The organism is Vibrio sp. 2134-1, assembly GCF_033339495.1.
Window position 1 is genome coordinate 1 of sequence record NZ_JAWOUS010000284.1, and the last position, 802, is coordinate 802.

1 protein-coding gene is annotated in these 802 nt (G+C 63.3%); it reads right to left on the reverse strand.

Going from position 1 to position 802, the window contains the following annotated elements; genetic code table 11:
* Window positions 1-328: 328 nt before the first annotated feature.
* Entirely contained in the window at window positions 329-496 is a 168-nt protein-coding gene (locus R7R78_RS25500; RefSeq protein WP_225474544.1) for a hypothetical protein, read from the reverse strand.
* Window positions 497-802 lie beyond the last annotated feature (306 nt).

Genomic DNA, 802 nt, shown 5'->3' on the forward strand with positions numbered 1-802 from the left:
AGCCGCAGACGCCTTTAGCCGCTTTAGCGGCCTTTACCCCTGCCCGCAGGGCGGGGGGGCGTGTGAAGCCCCGCAGGGGCCATGCTGGCCACCTTGCGCTTGGCTATCTCCGCCTTGATGGTCGCGCCCGCCTCTCGCATCTCTTGCTCCAGGGCTTCGATCTCGGCAGGTGTCAGCCGGTAGAAGCTCACCCTTGCCCCTCTCGCGGCTCCGGCTGGCCATGCTCCTGTGGCTGCTATTCCTGCTTGGGTGGCAGTCCGAACAGCGCCCGGTCATGGTCGCGCTCTAGGTAGCTGTCCAGCCCATCGAGCAAGCGCTGTTCTGGCCACTAGCCGCTTTCGACTTTGCCGAGTATCCACGCGCCTACCAGCACCTTGCGCCGGGTGTCCTCCTTGCGCTTTTGCTGCTGCTCCCGTGCCCTGACCCGCTGGATCTTGGCGTTGATCCGTGCCCGTTGCTCTTCCAGCTTGGCGAGCCGTTCCGCTGCTTTTGCCATGTTGACATTCCCCTTGGTTATGTGCTTGCCATCATGCTATCATCGGAGCACAGACACCGCAAACCCCGACCGTCATTCTAACGGGAGGGCGCACTTACCGGTTTCTCTTCGAGAAACTGCCCTGCGGGCACCCCTTTGGGGCTGTGCGCTCTCCGAGGGCCATTGCATGGAGCTAAACCCCTATGGCCATCTATCACCTTACGGCCAAGACCGGCAGCCGGAACGGCGGCCAGTCGGCCAAGGCGAAAGCCGATTACATCCAGCGGGAGGGCCGTTACTCCCGCGACCGTGACGAGGTGCTGCACA